The organism is Amycolatopsis ultiminotia, assembly GCF_039536925.1.
In the GTDB taxonomy this organism is placed as follows: Bacteria; Actinomycetota; Actinomycetes; order Mycobacteriales; family Pseudonocardiaceae; genus Amycolatopsis; species Amycolatopsis ultiminotia.
Window position 1 is genome coordinate 132,667 of the sequence record NZ_BAAAZN010000014.1, and the last position, 16,767, is coordinate 149,433.

Here is a 16,767-nt window from a genome sequence, read left to right on the forward strand (position 1 = left end):
TCGGGCAGGGCGAACGGGCGGGCCGGTTCAGGCCCGCTCCGCACGGGTTTCCACGCCGCGCTCGGTCAGGTTGACCGCGTGTCGCGAGCGTGTTTGCCTTGCCCCGAGCGGAAAAGCGCCGGCACGGGACACCGCCCGGCGAGTTTCCCCGGACAACCGGGAGTCAACTGTGTCGCAGAACCGAAGTATGCCCGCAGCACTGATCCTCGACCGCGCCGTGGGCAGTGGGCTGCGCGTGCCGGTCGGTATCCTCGGCACCGGCCTCGCCGTCCCGTCGACCGTCGTGACCAACGACGACCTCGCGCAGACGCTGGACACCGATGACGAGTGGATCGTCGCGCGCACCGGAATCCGGCAGCGGCGTTTCCTGGAGGACGGCCGGGCGGTCTCGGATCTCTGCGTGGAGGCCGCGGTGCAGGCCCTCGCGGACAGCGGGACCAGACCGGAGGAACTCGACGCGATCGTGCTCGCGACGATCACGCCGGACCAGCCGCTGCCCTCCACCGCGTTGATCGTCAAGGAGGCCCTCGGCGCGCACCAGGCCATCCCGCTCGATCTCAACCAGGCGGCGTGTGCCGGTGGGGTGCTCGGATTCCTGCTCGGGGCACATCTGCTGCAGAACCGCTTGCTCGGCCGGGTGCTGGTCATCGGTGCCGAGGCGTTGTCTCGGCTGACCGATCCGGCCGACCGGACCACCCGCGTGTTCTTCGGGGATGCCGCGGGCGCGGCCGTGCTCGGCCCGACCGAGGCCGGCTACGGCCTGCTTTCGTGGGACACCGGCTCGCTGCTCTCGCACAGCGTCGAGGTCCGGGCAGGCGGCTCGGCGACGCCGACGACCGCGGAGACCGCGGAAGCGGGCGGGCACTTCCTCCGGATGGACGGCCGGGTCGTATGGCAGCAGGCCACCGAGAAACTGCCGGGCAGCATCCTGGCCGCGGTGCGCAGGGCGGGCCTTGCGGTCGCCGACGTCCGGCACTTCGTGCTGCACCAGGCCAATCGCAACATCATCAACTACGTGATGGACCAGCTCGACGTCGGTCTCGAGCGGGCGGGCGTGACCATCGACACCCTCGGCAACACGGGTGCCGCCACGGTTTTCACCGTGCTGCACGGCGCACGTGAGCGCGGCGAAGTGGCGCGTGGGGAGCACCTCGTGATCGCGGGTATCGGCGCGGGCTTCCTGTGGGGCTCGCTGTGCCTGCGGCAGCAGTGAAGGGAGACCATCGTGCTCGCAGTGCTCGCGGCTCACGTGGATGAGCAGAACCCGTTGGCCGGGCTGAAGATCGGTGAGTGGCCGGAGCCCGTCCCGCCGCCGGGCTGGACGAGCGTGGAGCTGCGTGCGGCCGGGCTGAACCACCACGACCTGTGGACGCTGCGGGGCGTCGGCGTCGCCGCCGAGGGCCTGCCGGTGGTGCTCGGCGCCGAGGGCGCGGGGGTGGACGAAGAGGGCAACGAGGTGATCGTGCACGCGGTGGTCGGCGACCCGGCAGCAGGCGGGGGAGACGAGACACTCGATCCGGCGATGGGCCTGCTGTCCTCGGAGTACGACGGCACCTTTGCCGAACGGGTGGTGGTTCCCCGCCGCAACCTGGTGCCCAAACCGGCCGCGTTGTCCTTCGAGGAGGCGGCGTGCCTGCCGGGTGCGTGGCTGACCGCGTACCGGATGCTGTTCGAACGTTCGGGTGCGGAGCCGGGGTCGACCGTTCTCGTGCAAGGGGCAGGCGGCGGGGTCTCCACCGCGCTGATCACGCTGGGCGCCGCCGCCGGGCACCGCGTCTGGGTGACCGGGCGGACCGAACAGCGCCGGGCACGGGCCCGCGAACTGGGTGCGGAGCGCACCTTCGCACCGGGAACGCGCCTGCCCGAGCGGGTCGACGTCGTGCTGGAGACCGTCGGTGCCGCCACCTGGGAGCACTCCGCCCGATCCGTGCGGCCGGGTGGCCGGATCGTGGTGTGCGGGGCGACGACCGGGGCCAGGGTGCCGCTCGACCTGAGCCGGCTGTTCTACCGCCAGGTGTCCGTGGTGGGCTCGACACTGGGCACCCGGGACCAGCTCGCCCGCCTCGCCGGGCTGGTTGCCGGAACGGGCCTCCGGCCGCTCGTCGACCGGGTGCTCCCGCTGACCCGGGCGCGAGAAGGGTTCGCCGCGATGGCAGCGGGCCGCCTGTTCGGCAAGATCGTGCTGGGGATCCGGCCGTGACCGCGCCGGACAGCGCGCTTTTCCGGCGCGCGATGGGGCTGTTCCCGACCGGGGTGGCCGTGCTGAGCCACGGTGCCGGGGCGGCGGCGCGGGTGATCACGGCGAACTCGCTGACGTCGGTTTCCCTGCACCCGTTGCTGGTGCTGATCAGCGTCCGTTCCGACGGCCGGTTCCGGACCGGGGTCGAGGACGCCGCCGGCTTCGCCGTGCACCTGCTCGCCGACGACCAGGAGGAGCTCGCCGCGCTGTTCGCGGCCCGCGACCGCCCGGTGGGACTGGCCGCGCAGCGGCGGCTCGGCGCACACCCCGGCCGGGACGGCGGAATGGTCGTCCCGGCGGCACTGGCCGGGCTCGACTGCACGCTGGAGCGGCAGTACCCGGGTGGCGACCACACGATCTTCGTCGGCCGGGTACAGGCCCTCCGGATCGGCGACGAGGACCGCTCGCCCTTGCTCTTCCACCGCGGCCGGTTCGCCGCACTCACACTTTCGGCCGACGACAGGGGAAACGGCTCATGACACGGACATCGGCGCGCTTCGGCGCGGGGATCCGGGCGATCGGACGGCAGCTGCCGGACCGGGTGATCACCAACGCCGAGCTGGAGACCCGGTTCGACACCTCCGACGCGTGGATCCGCGAGCACATCGGCATCGAGACCTGGCGGGTCTCGGCACCCGGCGAGTGGACCTCGGACCTGGGCGCCGCGGCGCTGCGCGATGCGTGCTCGGTCGCCGGCGTCGATCTATCCACTGTGGACCTGGTGATCTGCGGTACTTACACGCCGGACCACATGATCCCGCCGGCCGCGGTCGCGATCATGCGCAAGGCCGGGCTGGCGGACGTACCCGGGTTCGACGTCAACAGCGGTGGCTGTCCCGGCTCGGTGTTCGCGCTCGACGTAGGGGCCAAATTCGTCGAATCGGGCGCCTACCGCCGGGTCGCGGTGGTCCTCGCCGACGTGTCGACCAAGGCCTTCGACCCGGCCGACCGCACCGTCGGCGTGATCTTCGGCGACGGTGCGGCCTGCTATCTCCTCGAGCCCACCACGGTGGGCACCGGGATCGGCGACACGCGGCTGCGTACGGACCACTCCGGCTACTACTCGGGATACGTGTCGCGGGAACCGCGCTCGGCTCCCGACGGCACCCCTGTGCGTTCGAGCTTCGGGGACAACTTCACCGTGATGGTCGGCAAGGACATCCGGGCGTTCACCCTCGAGGTGATTCCCGGATTCCTCCGGGAGCTCGTGGAGAAGGACGGCGGCGCCGTGGACGATCTCGACCTGGTCGTGCTACACCAGGCGAATCTGCACATCGTGCACGGCATCCTCGAGCGGCTCGGCGTGCCGGAGACCAGGACACTGACCAACGTGCAGCGCATCGGCAACACCTCGGGCGCGAGCGTGCCGCTCGTGCTGCGCGAAGCGGTGGACGCCGGGCGGGTGGCGGCAGGCGACCGGGTGCTGATCTCGGCCTTCGGTGCCGGGCTGAACTTCGGCGCGGCGCTCATCCGCTGGTGCGGACCGGAGGATTTCGTTGCTACGCTGTGAAAAACTCGCGGAAAAGTTGTCACGGACAGAAGGAAATCCCTTGGTGCGCTCAGATCCCTCGCTCCGCGTTGCACTCGACGGACGGAGCAGGGCCATTATGGTCACCCGTCGCGCCTCGGACGGGTTGCAGCTTTCACCGGTTTCGGTCATCGCCGGTGACGAGGGGGAAATCCTGACCAGCTCCAGCCGGGTGACCGCGAAGGTGCGCAACCTGCGCCGTGATCCGCGGGTGGCCCTGTGCGTGGTCGACGACTCGTTCTTCGGCCCGTGGCTCGCGGTCGAAGGACAGGCCACGGTCGTCGAACTGCCCGAGGCGTGGGAGCTGCTGAAACAGTTCCATCTGCGCCGGGACGGCGGGATCCCGGGCTACGACGGCAGTCCCGCCGCGGGACAGCGGCTGCTCGCGACCTGGGAGTGGGAGCAGAAGGTGCTGGTGCGGATCAAGCCCGAACGCGTCACGACCGCACCCAGCTGGGAGGACATGCTTGCCGCGGTGGAGGCCGCGAGCGACCGGGAGGCGGACCGGCCATGAGCAGATCGGTGCTGGTGACCGGGGGGAACCGGGGCATCGGGCTCGCCGTCGCGCAGGCGTTTCTCGCCGCGGGTGACCGGGTCGCAGTGACCGGCCGTGCCGCCGGTGGTCCCGAAGGCGCACTCGCGGTGAAGTGCGACGTCACCGACGCCGCCCAGGTCGACACGGCTTTCGAGGAGGTCGAAGCGGCCAACGGGCCGGTCGAGGTGCTGGTCTCGAACGCCGGTATCGCCGAGGACTCCCTGCTGCTGCGCATGGCCGAGGACAGTTTCCGGCGGGTGCTGGACACCAATCTCGGCGGCGCTTTCCGGGTGGCCCGGCGGGCGTGTCCCGGCATGCTCCGGAGCCGGTGGGGACGACTGATCTTCGTCTCCTCGGTCGCCGGCCTTTCCGGTACCGCCGGACAGGCCAACTACGCCGCGAGCAAGGCCGGAATGGTCGGGCTCGCGCGGTCGCTGGCCAGGGAATTCGGATCGCGCAACATCACCAGCAATGTGGTCGCACCCGGATTCGTCACCACCGACATGACCGCGGCACTGCCGCAGCGGCGCCGTGCCGAAATGGTGCGCGAGGTTCCGTTGGCGCGCGCAGGCAGACCGGAGGACGTCGCGGGAGCGGTCGCGTGGCTCGCCTCGGATTCGGCGGCTTACGTGACGGGTTCGGTGATCCCGGTCGACGGAGGACTCGGCATGGGGCACTGAGAGACGGCTGCCGAATGATCGCCGCGCCCGCGCCGGAAAGGCCCCGTTCCGCTTCGGAACGGGGCCTTTCCGCTGTCCGGGCGGAAGCGGGCGCGTTCGCCCTGCCCGTCCGGCCACCCCCTTCGGGGTGAGTGGCCGTGGGCTTACGTGCAGACCCAACGGGCCTTGCCGGAAAGGCGCCCGGAAACGAGTATTTCCCTGGACGCGAACGGCAACGGTGCCGAGTCACGGGCGAATGTGTGGAAGGTGCGGGAAACCGTGCCGGCGACGGTGAGGAATGGTGCCATGTCCGAATCATCGAATGGGAAGTCGCTGCGATTGGCGCGCCTTTCCCGGTACGTGGGCAACCGCTTTCTCTTCATCCCGCTCGACCATTCGGTTTCGGACGGTCCGGTGGTGCCAGGGCATGCGTTCAACGACCTCGTGCGGTCGCTGGTGGCCGGCGGGGCGGACGGCATCATCGTGCACAAAGGACGGGCCCGGACCATCGATCCCGGGTTGCTCGGCGCCTGCTCGCTGATCGTGCATCTGTCGGCGAGCACCGGTCACGCACCGGACATCGACGCCAAGGTCCTGGTCGGCGGGGTCGAGGACGCGATCCGTCTCGGCGCCGACGCGGTCAGCGTGCACGTCAACATCGGCTCGGCGACCGAGGCGGCGCAACTCGCCGACCTCGGCGCCGTGGCCGGCGCCTGCGAGCGCTGGGGACTGCCGCTGCTGGCGATGATCTACCCGCGCGGCCCGCGGATCGCCGATCCGCACGAGCCGCGGCTGCTCTCGCACGTCGTCAACATCGCGGCCGATCTCGGGGCGGACCTGGTCAAAACCACCTGGCCGGAGCCCTTCGACCGGATCGACGAGGTGGTCGCGAGCTCTCCGGTACCGGTGCTGCTGGCGGGTGGTCCCGCCGACGGCGGGCAGCTCGAACGGTACGCCAGGGTGGCGATGAACGGCGGTTGCCACGGACTCGCGGTGGGGCGGCGGGTCTTCGGGCACGCGCGACCTCGCGAAGCGGTCGCGGCACTGGCGGCGATCGTCCACGACGCACCGGCTTTCACCGTGCTCGGTGCGGACACTCCTACTCGAGAATTGGCAGGACTGCTGTGAAATACGCATGGATCGACCTCCGCTCCGCGTCGGCCGAGCAGCGCGACGGTCTCGTCGGCGCAGCGGTGCACGCGCGGCTGGCCGGTATCGTCGACGACCGGCTCGAGGTGCTGGGCACGCTGCCGCCGACGGTCAAGCGGATCTACTTCCCCGCGGACGGCGCGGCGGTGCCTCCCGAGGCGGCCGAGGTGAGCGACCTCGTGCTCACCAGGGTCACCCGGCCCGAGCAGGTGGACAAGCTGCAGGCGGCCGCCGACGGCGGTGACCCCGCGGTCGCCGCGTACGTCGAGGTGGTGGACGAGACCACCCTCGCGCTCGCGACCTCGTCCGCGATCGCCCTGCCCTACACCGTGGTCGACTTCCGCGATCCCACCAAGATCCCGCTGGAAATCGTGATCGCGGCCGCCGACAAGAGCAACGGCCAGCTCATCTGCGTCGCCGGTGATCTCGAAGAGGCGGGGATCATCATCGACGTGCTCGAGAAGGGTTCCGAAGGAGTCCAGCTCGCACCGCGGGCGCTGGGCGACGTGTTCGGCCTGGCGGCTCGGCTGGAGGCCAGGACGCCGGAGCTGCCCCTCGTCGAGCTGACGGTGCAAGGGGTGGAGCACAACGGGCTCGGCGACCGGGTCTGCGTGGACACCTGCACCCATTTCGAGAAGGACGAAGGCATCCTCGTGGGCTCCTACGCCCACGGTTTCATCCTGGCGGCCAGTGAAACCCATTACCTGCCCTACATGCCGACCCGTCCGTTCCGGGTCAACGCCGGCGCGCTGCACTCCTACGTGGTCGGCAGGGACAACCGCACGAGCTACCTCAGCGAGCTCAAGGCCGGATCCGAGATCCTCGCGGTCAACGCGCACGGCCGCACCCGTCGCGTCGTGGTCGGGCGGGTCAAGCTGGAGTCGCGACCGCTGCTGACCGTCCGCGCCGTGTCGGACGACGGTGCGGAAATCAGCCTGACGGTGCAGGACGACTGGCACGTGCGGGTCCTCGGCCCGGAGGCGGTGGTGCGGAACGTGACCGAGCTGAAGGCAGGCGACAAGGTGCTCGGCTACACCGCGACGGACAAGCGGCACGTCGGCTGGCCGGTCGGCGAATTCTGCATCGAGAAGTGAAGCCGGGATGGTCATGACATCGAGGCACTGGTGGGGAGCGGAACTGCTCGGGCGCGGTCCCGCCGACGAGATCTGGGCTGTGGGCGGCCGTGCGGTGACCCACGCCGAACTGCGCACCCGGGTGGCCGAACAGGAACGGATCTTCGCCGCGCACGGGGTGGGTCCCGGCACCACGGTCGCGCTGCACACCCTGCCCAGTTTCACCACTCTGTGGACGCTTTTCGGGCTGTGGGCGCGGGGTGCGCAGGTGGCGTTGTTCGACTCGCGGCTCAAACGGGCGGAGATCGACACCCTGCTCGCGCTGACCGAGCCCGAGGTCTTCGTCTCCTTCGACGGTCCCGGCCGGGTGCTGAGCCCGTTCCGGGACGAGTGCGAGGTGGTGGTCCGCCGCCGGCGCGGAGGACGGCCGGCGGCGACCCCGCACGTGCTGGTGCAGTTCAGTTCCGGCTCCACCGGCGCGCCCAAGGTGATCGGCCGTACCGCCGGCGCCCTGCTCGCCGAGATCGACCGGTTCGCCGCGATCGACGACATGCCGGGACGGGGCGACACGGTGCTGCTGCTGAACTCGATCATCCACTCACTGGGCCTGGTCGGCGGGGTGTTGCACGGGCTCAACGCCGGTGTCCGCATCGTGTTCTCCCGCAGCGCCCAGCCGAGGGGAGTGCTCGACGTCGTCCACGGCGAGCAGGCGGACGCGCTGTTCGGGGTGCCCGCCCACTTCGCCCTGCTCGCGGCGACCACGGACGCGGCTGTGCCGCCGCGGCTGCGGCTGGCGGTCTCGGGTGGCGAGCTGCTTGCAGCGGAGGTCTTCACGCGGTTCCGGGACCGGTTCGGGGTCCGCATCGGCCAGGCGTACGGGATGACCGAGGTCGGCATCATCGCCGCCGATCCGGCCGGGCGGCACGACCCGCCCGCGGTCGGCCCGGCCGTGGCCGGGCTGCGGGTCCGGGCGGAAGCGGGTGAGCTGCACGTCCACACGGGAGAGTCGCCCTACCTGCTCGACGACGGGGTGGCCCGGTTCCGGGACGGCTGGCTGCGCACCTACGACGCGGGTGCGGTGGACCCGGTCTCCGGGGTGCTCACGGTCGGGGGCAGAGCCGATTCGGTCGTCGTGGTCGGCGGGCTCAAGGTCGACCTCGGCGAGATCGAAAGCGTGCTGCGCTCGCACGAGGAGATCACCGATGCGGTGGTGGTCCGGTCGGACGTGATCGAAGCGCACGTCGCCACCGCGGCAGCGCTGAGCGCCGACGAACTGACGTCGTGGTGCCGGGACCGGCTCGCGCACTACAAGATCCCGCGCCGCTTCCGGGTCGTCGCCGACCTGCCGCGGACCGCGAACGGGAAGCTCATCCGCAACCACGAACTACTGCGCGGCGCCTACTCGGCGGCGCACGCGTGACCGGCTCCGAGGTGGAGGAAACCATGCGTGAGAAGATCAAGACCTTCGTGCTCGAAGTGCTGAGCGAGACGATGCTCGTGCCGGTGGACGACGTGACCGAGGAAACGTCGCTCGGCGACGGCGGGCTGGAGCTCGACTCGTTGTCCACAGTGGAGCTCATCGTCCAGGTCGAGAACCACTTCGCCTTCAAGATCCCGGAGGAGGCGGTCGATCCGTCGGTGGTCAAGACGCTCGGCGGGTTCGTGGACACGGTCTCGGCGCACTACGAGACCGTCGAGGCGGTCCAGTGGTGACCAAAGAGGACATCCGGGTCCTGCTCCGGGAGAGCCTGCACCGGGAGCCGGACGACGAGCTGCGCGACGATGCCCGGCTCGCACTGGATTCGCTGACGCTGGTGTGGATCGTGCACCTGCTCGACGAACGGCACGGGCTGGCCGTGGACCTCGATGAGGAGGACCAAGGCGACTTCGACTCGGTCGACGGCATCCACGGCTACCTCCGGCAGCGGTTTCCCGCCCGGGTCGCCGCCGCGGAGGTGCCCCATGGGGCATGACGTGGTGATCACCGGGTACGGCGTGTTCACCGCGTTCGGATTCGGCGAGCAGGCTCTGCGTGACGGGGTCTTCGCAGGCAGGCCGGGGTTCGCACCGGTGACCCGGTTCGACGCCACGCCGTTTCGGGCCGGACACGCCGCCGCGTTCGGCGGCGACGGTCCGGCGGTGCCCGGGGTGCCGGTCGGGCCCGGTTCGACGCCGACGCAGGCGGAGATCCTCGAGGCGTGCGGGCGCGCGGCACTGGCGCAGGCCGGGCTGACCGCACGGGAGCGGGCTTCGGCGGCGGTATTGCTCGGCACGAACGGCGACCACAACCGCAATCGCGCGTTCTGGGAGGCGGTGGACGGGGCCGGGCAGTCCGGCGCACCTGATGTCACCGACAGCCTGCCGGCGCAGCTGCCGCACGTCCTCGCCGAGTCACTGGGGCTGGGGCGGCCGCGGATCGCCTATGTGAACGCCTGTGTCGCCTCCACGAATGCGGTCGTGCACGGAGCCCAGCTCATCCGCTCCGGACGGGTGGACCGGGTCCTCGCGGGCGGTGCCTACGTGGTCGGCGAGGACGTGTTCTCCCGCTTCGATTCCGGGCGGGCGCTGACCCGCGCGGACCGCGTGCGGCCGTTCACCAAGGGCCGGTCCGGGCTGCTGCTCGGCGACGGGGTCGCGACGCTGGTGCTGGAATCCGCCGAGTCCGCGCGTGCCCGCGGGGCCGAACCGCTCGTCCGGATCGCGGGCTGGGGGATGGCGGCCGACGCGTTCCACGTCATCCAGCCGCATCCGGAAGGCAAGGGGCTGGCGAAGGCGGCGACGGCCGCACTCGCCGTGGCCGGGGTCGCGCCGGCGCAGGTCGGGTACGTCAATGCGCACGGCACCGGCACACCGCTCAACGACGTGGCCGAGACCGCCGCACTGCACCGGCTGTTCGGCGCAGACCCGCCGCCGGTCAGCTCGACCAAGAGCACCACCGGGCACATGCTCGAAGCCACCGGTGCGGTCGAGGCGGTGATCACCGCGGTGGCACTGCGCGCGGGTGTGCTGCCGCCGACCGCGGGTTACGACGTCGCCGATCCGGAGTGCGACCTCGACTGCGTGCCGAACGAGCCGCGCCGGGCGGATCCGCGCTACGCGTTGTCGCTGAACGCGGCCTTCGGCGGGGTGAATGCCGCGCTGTTGCTGGAAAAACTGTAGGACCACTGTGAAGGAGCTGGTCACTGTGACCGCGCTGTTCGACGTGCCGAGGGTGATCGCGGCCACCGCGTGCGTGACTCCATGGCCGCAGCGGGACCCGGATCGGCCCGGTGCGGCGGATCCGGAGCTGCCGCCGATCAAGGGCTTCGTGCTCTCCCGCTTCAGCCCGATCGTGCGGCGCGCGGTGGTCGGCTGCCTCGGCGAGCCCGGTGCGGACCTGATCGGCGCGGACGGGCCCGCCACCGCGATCGTGCTGGGCACGCTGTCGGGTGATCCCACCACGCTCGACACTTCGACCCGCCGGCTGATCGCCGGCCAGGTGCACAGCCCGCTGCTGTTCTTCCAGTCGGTGACGACTTCGATCCTCGGCCATCTCGGTCAGGAGTACGGCATCTCCGGGCCGGTCACCTGCCTTTCGGTCCGCGACGACGAGGGCGAGGAGACCCTGCGCGCGGCGGATCTGCTGCTCACCGACGAATCCGTGCGTCAGGTGCTCGTGATCGGTGTGGAGATGGCGGTCAACGAACGGCTCGCGGCGGGGTACGCGCGTGCGGGTGGGCGGGATTCCCCGTCGCGGCCTGCCGACGGCGACACGGCGGTGGCGTTCCTGCTCCGTCGTGCGGGCGCGGGGGTCCGGGTGGTGGCCGAAGGAGAACGCACGGGGCCGCGGGACCCCGTCGACCGTTCCTTCGGCTGGCTCGAGGGACTGGTGGGCCTGCACGTCGCGGCCGAGCGGGCGCGGAGCGCGCCGGTGTCCTACGGACCGCCGTTTCCCGGCGGGGCACGGCTTTCCCTCGGACGGACGGCCGGAGCATGATTCCGGAACTGCCGTTCGACCCGGCGATGCTGACCGATTCGAACCTGCTCCCGGCGAAGCTCGGGATCACCGTCACGGACTGGGACCCGGACCGTCTCGTCGGCACCATGCCCGTCGCGGGCAACGGCCAGTACTACGGGTTCCTGCACGGCGGGGCGAGTGCGGCACTCGCCGAAACCCTCGGCTCGCTCGCCGCGGTGCTCCACGCCGGTCCGAGAGGGATCGTGCTGGGCCAAGAACTGTCCTGTACCCACCACTGGCCCGCGCGCAGCGGGGTGGTCACCGGCGTCTGCACCCCCGCTTACCTCGGCAAGGGCGTTGCCACGTACAACGTCGTCCTGACCGACGAGCGGGATCGCCTGCTGTGCACCGCGCGGCTCACCTGCCAGATCCGGCGGCGCCCGGCTCCCTCGGCACAGCCGAACGGCACGAACCTGGTGCGCGGATGACCACGGCCCGATCGTGACGACGCAGGCCGGGTGGGCGGGCTGCCGCGGCAGCACGCCCACCCTCGCGTCGTGCAGCGCTCAGCCGGTCGAGGGCGCGGGCAATTGCGGTACTGCGGCGAGGAGTTCGCGCGTGTACTCGTGCCGGGGCTCGGTGAACAGCTCTGCGGCCGGCCCCGATTCCACCACCCGGCCGTCCTTCATGACCAGCACCCGGTCACTGATTTCGCCGACCACGCCGAGGTCGTGCGAGATGAACAGCATCGCCAGGCCGAGTTCGCGGCGGAGCTTCGCCAGCAGTTCGAGCACCTGCGCCTGGATCGACACGTCCAGCGCGGAAACCGGCTCGTCGCACACCAGCACGTCGGGCCGGGTGGCGAGCGCGCGGGCGATGGCCACCCGCTGACGTTGTCCGCCGGACAGCGTGCTCGGCCGTCTGCGCAGCAGCGTCGCCGGCAGCCCGACGAGTTCGAGCAGTTCGGTCGCGCGCTCGCGCCGGTTCTCTCGCCGGGCCGAAGCCCGGATGGCTTCGTCCAGGATGGCGCCCACCGGGTGGCGGGGATCGAACGAGCCGGCCGGATCCTGGTGGACGGCCTGGATGCGGCTGCGCAGCGGGCGTCGTTCGCGTTCCGGGACGAGCGACCACGGATGCCCCGCGAGCGTCACCTGCCCGCGGTCGGGATCGGCCAGGCCCTGCGCGATCCTCGCCAGCGTGGTCTTGCCCGAGCCCGATTCCCCGACCAACCCCACGACCTCGGCCTCGTGCAGCCGGAACGAGACGTCGTCCACCGCGAGCCGGGACCCGAAACGAAGCGCGACGTGGTCCACGGACAGCACGACCGGCGCGGCGGGAGGTGCGGTAGCCGGGGCAGGCCGCGCCGGCAGCCGAGGCACGGCGGCGAGCAGCGCCCGGGTGCAGGGATGGGCGGGGGTGCGCAGCACCCGGTCGGCCGGGCCGTGTTCGACGAGCCTGCCCTCCCGCAGCACCGCGATCTCGTCGGCGATGCCGGCGACCACCGCGAGGTCGTGGCTGATCAGCAGGATCGCGGTGCCGGCTGCCTTTCGCCTGCGGAGCAGGTCCAGTACCCGGTGCTGCACGGTGACGTCCAGCGCGGTGGTCGGTTCGTCGGCGACGAGCAGTTCCGGTTCGGCGCCGAGGGCGGCGGCGAGCAGCGCCCGCTGGCGCAGCCCGCCGGACAGCTGGTGGGGGTACTGGGTGATCCGGCTGCCGGGGTCCGGTATCCCGGCGTCCCGCAGCGCGGTGTGCACGCGGTCGGCCAGCCGGGCCCGCGGTACCAGCCCGTGGACCCGGACCGTCTCGCCAACCTCGGCCCCCACGGTGCGAAGCGGGTCGAGTGCGGTCAGTGCGTCCTGCGCCACGAGTGCTATCCGCCGGCCACGGACTTTCCGCCATCCGCGTTCATCCAAATCAGACAGTTCGGTTCCGGCGAGAGCGAGGGACCCGGCGCGCACCGCACCGCCGGACAGCCCGAGCAGGCTGCGCGCGGTGACGCTCTTGCCCGAACCGGATTCCCCCACGAGCGCAAGGCAGCGACCGGCCGCCAGCGTGAAGGACACGTCCCGGACCGCTTCGATCGTCTCCCGGCGGGAACGGAACGTCACCTCGAGGCCGGACACGGACAGCAGCGGTTCGGCGGCTTTCATCGGTTCTCCCTGCCGGTCAGGTGCACGCGGAACTGCCTGCCCAGCACCGTCACGGCCAGTACCGAGACGGTGATGGCGAGGCCGGGGAACACACCGACCCACCAGGCGGACGCCAGGAAGCTGCGCCCTTCGGAGAGCATCGCCCCCCATTCCGGTGCCGGCGGACGGGCACCGAGACCGAGGAAGCTCAGCCCGGAGCCGTAGAGGATGGCCGAGCCGAACCCGATGGTGCCGAGCACGCTGAGCGGGCCGAGGGTGTTCGGCACGACGTGCCGCAGCGCGAGTACGACTCGCGGCACACCCAGTCCGACGGCCGCCTCGACGTAACCCGAGCGGCGTACCGCCAGTACCTCGCTGCGCACCATCCGCGCGTAGACCGGGATGAAGGCAATCGCGACCGCGAGCATGACGTTGGTACGACCGGTGCCGAGCACCGTCACCGCGAGCAGGGCGAGCAGCAGCGGCGGCAGCGACAGCAGCAAATCGGTCGCCCGGAGCAGGAGGTGGTCGGCGACCCGTCCGGCAAGGGCGGCCAGCAAGCCCAGCAGGATGCCGCCGGCCAGCGCGAATACCGTCGCCCCCAAGCCCAGCGACCAGGACGGCGCCGCGCCGTGCAGTACCCGGGCGAGCACATCGCGTCCGAGCTGGTCGGTGCCGAACCAATGCGCGCCCGAAGGAGGACGCAGTGCGTCGGCCAGGTCGACCGCGGTGGGTGAGCGGTGGTAGAGAAGATCCGGGACCGCGACGATCAGCGTGGCAGGCAGGAGCAGGGCCGCGGCCAGGACGTACCGGCGGATCATGCGGACACCCGTTGCCGCAGCCGCGGGTCCACGCGGGGCTGCAGCAGCGCAACCACGCCCGAGACCAGTACGAAAGCCGTCGCGGACACGAGCACGAGCCCGGTCACCACCGGCATGTCCTTGTTCGTCACCGCGGACACCGTCAGCGAGCCGAGCCCCGGCCTGCCGAACACGTTCTCCACCAGTACGGCTCCGCCGACGATCGAGCCGAACAGCAAACCGGTCAGGGTCAGCAGGGACGACGCGCCGTGCCGCAGTGCGTGGCGCAACCGCAGTGCCATGCCGCCGAGCCCGCGAGCCCGTGCGGTGGTCATGAACGGCTGGTGCAGGGTCGTTTCCAGGCTTTCGCGCACGACCTGCGCGATCGTGCCGGCCAACGGCAGCCCGAGGGTGCCGGCGGGGAGCACGAGCGCGGTGATCCCGTTCCGGCCCGCCACGGGAAACCAGTGGAGCCGGAAGGAAAAGACGGTGAGCAGCAGGATGCCCAGCCAGAACGAGGGCGTCGAGACCGCGGTCAGCTCCCAGGCCGACGCAGCGGCCCGCCAGGCGGGGCGGCGCCCGGCCGTGGCGATCGCACTCGCGGTTCCCACGACGAGGGCGAGCACGAGCGCGGCCAGGCCGAGTGACACGGTCGGCCATGCGTTCTGGCCGAGCAGCGTCCACACCGGCTGCCGGAGCTGGTACGAACGACCGAGATCACCGTGCATCAGATGGCCGAGGAACCGCAGGTACTGGCTCCACAGCGGTTCGTCGAGCCCGAGCTCGGCGGTGATCCGGCGGTGGACCTGGGGCGAGGTCAGTGCCTGGGTGCCCATCAGGATGTCGGCGGTGTCGCCGGGGACCAGATGCAGCGCGAAGAAGGCGAGCGTCGCCGCGCCCCATACGACACCGATCCCGCCGGCGACTGCCTTCGCCGCCCGCGCGACGGCGTTCACCCGGCGACCCAGGCATCGAAGAAGGCGGGCTGGGCCGCCGCGTCGAAGCCGATTCCCTGCACCCTGCTGCCGGTCCCGACCACAGTGGACGGTGTGTAGAGCGGTACCACGAGCCCGAGTTCGAGTACCCGGGCCTGGACCTTGCGGTAGAGGTCGCTGCGGCGGGCGGGGTCGAGGGTCGCGGCCGCCGCCGAGGTCCACGCGTCGAGCTCCGGATCGTCGAAGCGGGTGACGTTCTGCCCGCCGTGCGCCGGATCGTCGGCCGAGTTGAAGAACAGCCTGAGCAGATCCGGGTCGGTCGCCGACCAGCCGGCGTCGGCGGCGGCGAGCTGTCCGGCGTGGATCTTGCGCAGGTAGGTGCCGATGTCGTAGGGGGTGCGGGTCAGTTCGATGCCGACCTGCTTCAGATCGGCCTGCACCGCCTGGGCGAGGGTCGCGTTGCCGTTCGTCGTGTAGTCGGCGGGCAGCGCAGGCCAGTCGATCGTGAGCCGGACGCCGTTGCGGGTCCGGTATCCCGCGCCGTCGCGGCCGGTCCAGCCCGCGGAGTCCAGCAGGTGGTCGGCCATGCCCGGATCGAAGGGCCAGCTGTGCTCGGCTGCTTTGTCGTAGCCGACGGTCGAGGGCGACAGCGGGCTCCAGGCCCGGTTGTACTGTCCGAAGAAGACAGTGCGGACGTCGGCGTCGAGATCGGTCGCCCGCTGCACCGCATTGCGCACCCGCTGGTCGTCCAACGGTGCGATCGCGGTGTTGAGGTAGAGGTTGTAGCCGGAGCCCGGCACATCACGCTGGAGGATCCGGACGGACGGGGTGTCCCGGAGTGTCGCGATGTTCGACGGCGGCACCGCGAGCGCCACGTCGACCTGTCCGCTGGTGAGTGTGCCCACCCGGACCGATTCCTCGGGTAGGAAGCGGAAATCGATCTCGTCGAGGTAGGCCGGGCCGGGGTGCGCGGCGGTTGCCGGAGCCCAGCGGTACGCGGGATTTCTGGTCAGTACCGCGCCCTGTCCCTTGCCGAACGAGGTGAAGGTGAACGGACCGGTGCCCACCGCGGCGGGTCCGCCACCGCAGAGTTCGCCGCCGCGCTCCGCCAGCGCCTTGGGGGAGTAGAACCCGAGGTTCGGGGTCGCCGCGGCGGCGAGGAACGGCGCGAACGGCTTGGTGAACCGGACGGCGACGGTGTACCGGTCCACCACGTCGGTTCCCGCGTACGGACCGAGCAGTCCCGCGGCGAACTGAGACCTCGTCGCCGGGGCAACAATGCGCGCGAAGTTGGTCTTCACCGCCTCGGCGTCGAACGCGGTGCCATCGGTGAAGGTGACGTCGTGGCGGAGGTGGAAGGTGTAGCGGGTGAGGTCGGGGCTGATGTCCCACGACGCCGCGAGCCACGGGTGGTATCCGCCCGACCCGTCCTGCGAGACCAGCGAGTCGAGCACGTTGCGGTTGATCGTGTTCGTGACGCCCTGCTGGCTCACCTGGCTGTCCATGCATCCCGGCTGGGTCGCGAGTGCGACGGTCAGCGTGCCGCCGGAAACCGGCGTTGCCTCCTCGCCGGTCGGCGAAGCGGTGGCGGAGCACGCCGTGGCCAGGATCCCCAGTGCCAGCGACAGTCCGGCGAGGCGACGGGCGTTCCTGTAGCGCATGGGGGCTCCTCCGGGTACCGCCGCGATCGCGACGCGTGCTGCACTGTGCCAGCGGAGCCGGTGCCCGGATAAGACCCTTCCGCCCTGGCCGATCGGTTATCCCGGCCCACCTGCTGGACGCT

The 16,767-nt window shown here is 71.2% G+C and carries 19 protein-coding genes; 14 read left to right on the forward strand and 5 right to left on the reverse strand.

Annotated elements, in window-relative coordinates:
• The first annotated feature begins 187 nt into the window (after window positions 1-187).
• From ABD793_RS28825 to fabG, 6 genes are read left to right on the forward strand one after another with little or no spacing between them, the layout of a single operon-like run.
• Window positions 188-1,213 (forward strand): 3-oxoacyl-ACP synthase III family protein, encoded by a 1,026-nt coding sequence (locus ABD793_RS28825; protein ID WP_344865601.1) that lies wholly within the window; start codon window positions 188-190, stop codon window positions 1,211-1,213.
• Between the two features lie 12 nt (window positions 1,214-1,225).
• Window positions 1,226-2,200, forward strand: a complete 975-nt coding sequence (locus ABD793_RS28830) for a zinc-binding dehydrogenase (protein ID WP_344865603.1) — start codon at window positions 1,226-1,228, stop codon at window positions 2,198-2,200.
• A complete protein-coding gene (locus ABD793_RS28835) occupies window positions 2,197-2,718 on the forward strand; it encodes a flavin reductase family protein (protein ID WP_344865605.1) in 522 nt (173 codons plus the stop codon). The genes ABD793_RS28830 and ABD793_RS28835 overlap by 4 nt, the downstream gene beginning before the upstream one ends.
• Entirely contained in the window at window positions 2,715-3,749 is a 1,035-nt protein-coding gene (locus ABD793_RS28840) for a 3-oxoacyl-ACP synthase III family protein (RefSeq protein ID WP_344865607.1), read from the forward strand. Before ABD793_RS28835 ends, ABD793_RS28840 begins: the two co-directional genes overlap by 4 nt.
• 43 nt (window positions 3,750-3,792) lie before the next feature.
• The gene (locus ABD793_RS28845; protein WP_344865609.1) at window positions 3,793-4,281 is read left to right on the forward strand and encodes a TIGR03618 family F420-dependent PPOX class oxidoreductase; all 489 of its coding nucleotides are present in this window, start codon (window positions 3,793-3,795) and stop codon (window positions 4,279-4,281) included.
• Entirely contained in the window at window positions 4,278-4,982 is a 705-nt protein-coding gene (fabG, locus tag ABD793_RS28850) for a 3-oxoacyl-ACP reductase FabG (RefSeq protein WP_344865611.1), read from the forward strand. The genes ABD793_RS28845 and fabG overlap by 4 nt, the downstream gene beginning before the upstream one ends.
• Before the next feature lie 143 nt (window positions 4,983-5,125).
• Here the strand turns inward: fabG and ABD793_RS28855 are convergent, their stop codons facing one another.
• The gene (locus tag ABD793_RS28855; protein ID WP_344865613.1) at window positions 5,126-5,269 is read right to left on the reverse strand and encodes a hypothetical protein; all 144 of its coding nucleotides are present in this window, start codon (window positions 5,267-5,269) and stop codon (window positions 5,126-5,128) included.
• Here ABD793_RS28855 and ABD793_RS28860 point away from each other — a divergent pair.
• The 8 genes from ABD793_RS28860 to ABD793_RS28895 are packed head-to-tail and all read left to right on the forward strand — an operon-like array spanning window position 5,268 to window position 11,608.
• A complete protein-coding gene (locus ABD793_RS28860; protein ID WP_344865615.1) occupies window positions 5,268-6,089 on the forward strand; it encodes a 2-amino-3,7-dideoxy-D-threo-hept-6-ulosonate synthase in 822 nt (273 codons plus the stop codon). The genes ABD793_RS28855 and ABD793_RS28860 overlap by 2 nt on opposite strands.
• Window positions 6,086-7,204: a 3-dehydroquinate synthase II family protein gene (locus tag ABD793_RS28865; RefSeq protein ID WP_344865617.1), complete on the forward strand. Its 1,119-nt coding sequence runs from the start codon at window positions 6,086-6,088 to the stop codon at window positions 7,202-7,204. Before ABD793_RS28860 ends, ABD793_RS28865 begins: the two co-directional genes overlap by 4 nt.
• Window positions 7,205-7,217: 13 nt before the next feature.
• A complete protein-coding gene (locus ABD793_RS28870) occupies window positions 7,218-8,603 on the forward strand; it encodes a class I adenylate-forming enzyme family protein (protein ID WP_344865619.1) in 1,386 nt (461 codons plus the stop codon).
• Between the two features lie 23 nt (window positions 8,604-8,626).
• The gene (locus ABD793_RS28875) at window positions 8,627-8,896 is read left to right on the forward strand and encodes an acyl carrier protein (protein ID WP_344865621.1); all 270 of its coding nucleotides are present in this window, start codon (window positions 8,627-8,629) and stop codon (window positions 8,894-8,896) included.
• Window positions 8,893-9,156 carry a hypothetical protein gene (locus ABD793_RS28880; protein WP_344865623.1) on the forward strand — a complete coding sequence of 88 codons (264 nt, stop codon included), beginning with the start codon at window positions 8,893-8,895 and terminating at the stop codon, window positions 9,154-9,156. Before ABD793_RS28875 ends, ABD793_RS28880 begins: the two co-directional genes overlap by 4 nt.
• Window positions 9,146-10,342 carry a beta-ketoacyl-[acyl-carrier-protein] synthase family protein gene (locus ABD793_RS28885; protein ID WP_344865625.1) on the forward strand — a complete coding sequence of 399 codons (1,197 nt, stop codon included), beginning with the start codon at window positions 9,146-9,148 and terminating at the stop codon, window positions 10,340-10,342. The genes ABD793_RS28880 and ABD793_RS28885 overlap by 11 nt, the downstream gene beginning before the upstream one ends.
• 25 nt (window positions 10,343-10,367) lie before the next feature.
• Window positions 10,368-11,159 (forward strand): beta-ketoacyl-[acyl-carrier-protein] synthase family protein, encoded by a 792-nt coding sequence (locus ABD793_RS28890; protein WP_344865627.1) that lies wholly within the window; start codon window positions 10,368-10,370, stop codon window positions 11,157-11,159.
• Window positions 11,156-11,608 carry a PaaI family thioesterase gene (locus ABD793_RS28895; RefSeq protein ID WP_344865629.1) on the forward strand — a complete coding sequence of 151 codons (453 nt, stop codon included), beginning with the start codon at window positions 11,156-11,158 and terminating at the stop codon, window positions 11,606-11,608. The genes ABD793_RS28890 and ABD793_RS28895 overlap by 4 nt, the downstream gene beginning before the upstream one ends.
• Before the next feature lie 78 nt (window positions 11,609-11,686).
• On the opposite strand, the gene ABD793_RS28900 is transcribed toward ABD793_RS28895, so the two are convergent.
• Genes ABD793_RS28900 through ABD793_RS28915 form a run of 4 tightly spaced genes read right to left on the reverse strand, consistent with a single transcriptional unit; the run spans window position 11,687 to window position 16,645 of the window.
• On the reverse strand, window positions 11,687-13,270 hold the full coding sequence (locus tag ABD793_RS28900; RefSeq protein ID WP_344865631.1) for a dipeptide ABC transporter ATP-binding protein: 1,584 nt from the start codon (window positions 13,268-13,270) through the stop codon (window positions 11,687-11,689).
• Complete coding sequence (locus ABD793_RS28905; RefSeq protein WP_344865633.1) at window positions 13,267-14,070, reverse strand: ABC transporter permease; 804 nt, start codon at window positions 14,068-14,070, stop codon at window positions 13,267-13,269. Before ABD793_RS28905 ends, ABD793_RS28900 begins: the two co-directional genes overlap by 4 nt.
• Complete coding sequence (locus ABD793_RS28910; protein ID WP_344865635.1) at window positions 14,067-15,005, reverse strand: ABC transporter permease; 939 nt, start codon at window positions 15,003-15,005, stop codon at window positions 14,067-14,069. The genes ABD793_RS28905 and ABD793_RS28910 overlap by 4 nt, the downstream gene beginning before the upstream one ends.
• On the reverse strand, window positions 15,002-16,645 hold the full coding sequence (locus ABD793_RS28915) for an ABC transporter substrate-binding protein (protein WP_344865637.1): 1,644 nt from the start codon (window positions 16,643-16,645) through the stop codon (window positions 15,002-15,004). The genes ABD793_RS28910 and ABD793_RS28915 overlap by 4 nt, the downstream gene beginning before the upstream one ends.
• Between the last annotated feature and the right edge of the window lie 122 nt (window positions 16,646-16,767).

Bases quoted from the DNA above. Each gene is read 5' to 3' on its own strand.
- fabG (WP_344865611.1), top strand. From the start codon at position 4,278: ATGAGCAGATCGGTGCTGGTGACCGGGGGGAACCGGGGCATCGGGCTC.
- ABD793_RS28870 (WP_344865619.1), top strand. From the start codon at position 7,218: ATGACATCGAGGCACTGGTGGGGAGCGGAACTGCTCGGGCGCGGTCCC.
- ABD793_RS28860 (WP_344865615.1), top strand. From the start codon at position 5,268: ATGTCCGAATCATCGAATGGGAAGTCGCTGCGATTGGCGCGCCTTTCC.
- ABD793_RS28915 (WP_344865637.1), bottom strand. From the start codon at position 16,645: ATGCGCTACAGGAACGCCCGTCGCCTCGCCGGACTGTCGCTGGCACTG.
- ABD793_RS28825 (WP_344865601.1), top strand. From the start codon at position 188: ATGCCCGCAGCACTGATCCTCGACCGCGCCGTGGGCAGTGGGCTGCGC.
- ABD793_RS28885 (WP_344865625.1), top strand. From the start codon at position 9,146: ATGGGGCATGACGTGGTGATCACCGGGTACGGCGTGTTCACCGCGTTC.
- ABD793_RS28875 (WP_344865621.1), top strand. From the start codon at position 8,627: ATGCGTGAGAAGATCAAGACCTTCGTGCTCGAAGTGCTGAGCGAGACG.
- ABD793_RS28895 (WP_344865629.1), top strand. From the start codon at position 11,156: ATGATTCCGGAACTGCCGTTCGACCCGGCGATGCTGACCGATTCGAAC.
- ABD793_RS28840 (WP_344865607.1), top strand. From the start codon at position 2,715: ATGACACGGACATCGGCGCGCTTCGGCGCGGGGATCCGGGCGATCGGA.
- ABD793_RS28900 (WP_344865631.1), bottom strand. From the start codon at position 13,270: ATGAAAGCCGCCGAACCGCTGCTGTCCGTGTCCGGCCTCGAGGTGACG.
- ABD793_RS28855 (WP_344865613.1), bottom strand. From the start codon at position 5,269: ATGGCACCATTCCTCACCGTCGCCGGCACGGTTTCCCGCACCTTCCAC.
- ABD793_RS28905 (WP_344865633.1), bottom strand. From the start codon at position 14,070: ATGATCCGCCGGTACGTCCTGGCCGCGGCCCTGCTCCTGCCTGCCACG.